The 3,247-nt window shown below is 62.3% G+C and carries 4 protein-coding genes; 2 read left to right on the forward strand and 2 right to left on the reverse strand.

Going from position 1 to position 3,247, the window contains the following annotated elements; genetic code table 11:
* Nucleotides 1-532 (reverse strand): helix-turn-helix transcriptional regulator (locus tag EN750_RS25470; protein WP_127398186.1); only part of this gene is annotated, 532 nt, incomplete at its 3' end.
* A 229-nt stretch (nt 533-761) separates the two neighbouring features.
* Here EN750_RS25470 and EN750_RS25475 point away from each other — a divergent pair.
* Together EN750_RS25475 and EN750_RS25480 are read left to right on the forward strand one after the other, a co-directional pair.
* On the forward strand, nt 762-1,772 hold the full coding sequence (locus EN750_RS25475; protein WP_164762703.1) for a fatty acid desaturase: 1,011 nt from the start codon (nt 762-764) through the stop codon (nt 1,770-1,772).
* A 92-nt stretch (nt 1,773-1,864) separates the two neighbouring features.
* Nucleotides 1,865-2,692, forward strand: coding sequence for a PhnD/SsuA/transferrin family substrate-binding protein (locus EN750_RS25480; RefSeq protein WP_127398188.1), 828 nt, complete (start codon nt 1,865-1,867; stop codon nt 2,690-2,692).
* Here EN750_RS25480 and EN750_RS25485 read toward each other — a convergent pair.
* Nucleotides 2,657-3,247, reverse strand: a 591-nt coding sequence (locus EN750_RS25485; RefSeq protein ID WP_145967906.1) for a M24 family metallopeptidase, incomplete at its 5' end; no start/stop codon positions are given. The genes EN750_RS25480 and EN750_RS25485 overlap by 36 nt on opposite strands.

The following is a 3,247-nucleotide window of genomic DNA, read 5'->3' on the forward strand; positions in this document are numbered from 1 at the left end:
GGCCGCGGGCGAAAATCTCCAGCGTATGGCGAGGCATGCAGACTTCCATGTCGGTTTCCGGCCGCCTGTTGTAGTCGATGCGGTATTGCGTTTCGCCGGCCTGGGCGAGGCGGCTCTTGTTGGTGATGCCGGCTTCGTAGTCGACCAATGCTTCGGTGCGCAGAAGGTCGGGAATGCCGGCCGGTACGTAGCGGATCTTGGTGCCGGCCGCCTCGGCATGCCATTTGGCCAGCAGCGTGCGGTCGAAGCCGTCCGGTGCCTCCTCGATCTCCAGGCTCTCGCGGATTTCGCCGGTGAGGCCCTCGTCCTGGCTGAGGCCGAGAAGCCAATCGAGCGACACCTTGAACTCGGCGGCGATGTTGAGCAGCGTTTCCGCTCGGGGCAGACGCGTCGAGGCGCCCGACAGCAGCTGCGACAGCGCCGAACGGTCGATGCCGACCGCAGTCGCGAAGGCCGACTGGTTCAGGTCGGAGCGTGTCAAGAGTGTTTTCAGGCGCTCGCGGAAGATCGTCGACAGGTCGCGCTTGTCCATGTCCGTGCTCCACCTCGATTGAGGAAAAATTTGCGCCGAATCGCATCCGAGCGCACCTCAGGCGTAAATGAATCCATAAGCCTGTTTACAATGTGTAACAAGTGCGGTCAAAAATGCGCAATCGCAACAGTTTGTGTACTTTGTCTCGTTGAGTGGAATCACTTCTCCTGACACAATGTTGTCAGGAGCCAATTGGGGCTCCGGCGACTGAGGGGCAGTGGTCGATAGCATGACGAGCAAGAGCATCAGGCGACACAGCGCACCGGCCATAGAGTGGCCGACCGTGGTACTCGCCTTCTTCTGCTACGCAACTTGGCTCGCCACCGGTTTCCTGCTCTGGCCATCCTACCCCGTCCTGGCGCTCGCCATCCTGGCTTTGACCGCCGCATTGCAATCGTCGATCATGCACGAAGTGCTGCACGGGCATCCGACACGCAACGCGCGGGTCAATGAAGCCTTCGTGTTCCTGCCGATCGGTCTGGTCTGGCCATTCCGCCGCTTCAAGACCATTCATCTGCGCCACCACGCCGACGAGCGGCTGACGGACCCGCTGGACGATCCGGAAAGCTATTATCAGGCGCTCTGGCAGCACGACGAACTGCCGCCGACGATGAAATTCCTACTCAAGATCAACAACACCATGGCCGGCCGCTTCGTGCTTGGCCCGTGGCTGTCCTGCGTCGGCTTCTTCATCGACGATGCCAAGCAGGTGATCGCCGGTGACAAGGCGATCCGCAAGGCCTGGCTGCTGCATGCGATCGGCCTTGCCGTCGTGATGCCGATCGTGCAGTTCGGCTTCGGCATCCCGCTGTGGCTTTACATTCTGGTGCCGGTCTGGCTCGGCCAGTCGCTGATCTCGATCCGTACTTTCGCCGAGCATCAATGGTCGGAACATCCGGAAGGCCGCACGGTGATCGTCGAGCGCTCGCCGCTGTCGTTCCTGTTCCTCAACAACAATTTGCACTTCGTCCATCACAAGACCCCGACCGTGGCCTGGTACAAGCTGCCCAAGCTGTTTCGCGATCGCCGTGAGGAATGGCTGCGGATGAACAATGGCTATGCCTATCCCAACTATTTCGCGCTGATCAAAGCCTATGCGTTCAAGGCGAAGGAGCCGATCGTGCACCCGGTGCTGCGGCGTCAAGCCGAGCCGGGCAGGGCCTTCAAGCCGCGCATCAGGGCGCGCAGCATCAGCGGACTCGGCAGTGCGCCGGTTCCCGCAGAGCCGCCGAAGGAATAATTCCGGTCTACCCGGAATCCGTGTCGGCCAATTCTGATTGGGCGCCGCGTTTTTGCGATCATTTTTCCAGACATGATGATTTGATATCCGGCATGAGTGAATTGGTTGCGGCGTTGCCGATGTATGACTGGCCCGAAATACGCGGCGAGGTCGACGCGCAATGGGCGCTGTTGCGCGACGCGTTTCGGCAAAAGGGTATCGACGCACCGCAAACCATCGTGCGGCGCAATGGAGACCTGCCGCCGATACCGGGCGGTATTCGTGATGCTGCCGGTGCATTGATCGCACCCGACCCAGTGACATTGCCGCCGGACGAACTCGATTTTCACAGACTGTGGCTGCACCCGGCGCTGCTGTTCGCGCAGACCTGCTGGGGGCCGATGGAACTCGGCCTGTCCAGGCATGTGCAGGTGGTTGCCCAGCCAAGCTACGACGCCTACGAAGGCGGGCAGGGCGAGCTCTATTCCAGCGCCATCGTCATGCTGGCGGATGGCGCGCCGTCGGTTGCCTCGCCCAATGACGGCAGCCCGCTGATCCCACTAGATCGGATCCGCGGCAAGCGCTTCACCTTCAACAGCCTCGATTCGATGTCGGGGTTCCTCGGTTTGACGCGCGACCTGGAGGCGATGGGCGAGAGCCTTGACCTCTTTGCCTCGCGCAGCGAAAGCGGTGGGCACCGTTCCTCGATCGTCGCAATTGCAGAGGGCAAGGCCGATATAGCGGCCATCGACTGCAAGAGCTGGGCACTGGCGCAGCGTTTCGAGCCGGCGGCGAAAAGGGTGGCGGTCGTTGGCTGGACCGGACGGCGCAAAGGCCTGCCCTACATCACCGCCGCAGGGACACCGGAAAAGACGGTTGGGGCGTTGCGCGAGGCCATTGCCGGGCTAGCCGAGCAGTCTCTTATCCAACGGGTAGGTTGAGAGCTGTTCGTTGCCCGTCTCGGTGATCAGTATCTGTTCCTCGATCTTGACGCCTTCGCGCCCGCCAAGCCTGCCGATATAGCTTTCCACGCACAGCACCATGCCCGGTTCCAGCACGCCGTCCGGAGTGTCCGATGTCCAGTCGCTGGCATGCGGCAAGGTCGGGTATTCATCGGCCAGGCCGACGCCGTGATAGAGCACGCCGTAGCGCGTCGGGAAGCAGTCGCCGGGCGGCACCGCCGAGCGTTCGACGAGGTCGCGAAACGAGATGCCTGGCTGCATCAGTGCCGTGTTGTGCCCGATCTGGTCGGCAGCGATGCGGAACAGGTCGCGCTGTTCGCTGGTCGGCTTTCCATCGCCGCACAGCCATGTGCGCGACAGGTCGGCGCAGAAGCCGTAGGGGCCGATCAGGTCGGTGTCGAAGGCGACGAGATCGCCAGCCTCGATCTTGCGCGACGAGCATTCCTGGAACCACGGATTGGTGCGCGGGCCTGACGTCAGCAGTCGCGTCTCGATCCATTCGCCGCCGCGCGCGATGTTGCCGCGGTGCAGTTC

The organism is Mesorhizobium sp. M7A.F.Ca.ET.027.03.2.1 (assembly GCF_003999175.1).
Lineage (GTDB): Bacteria > Pseudomonadota > Alphaproteobacteria > Rhizobiales > Rhizobiaceae > Mesorhizobium.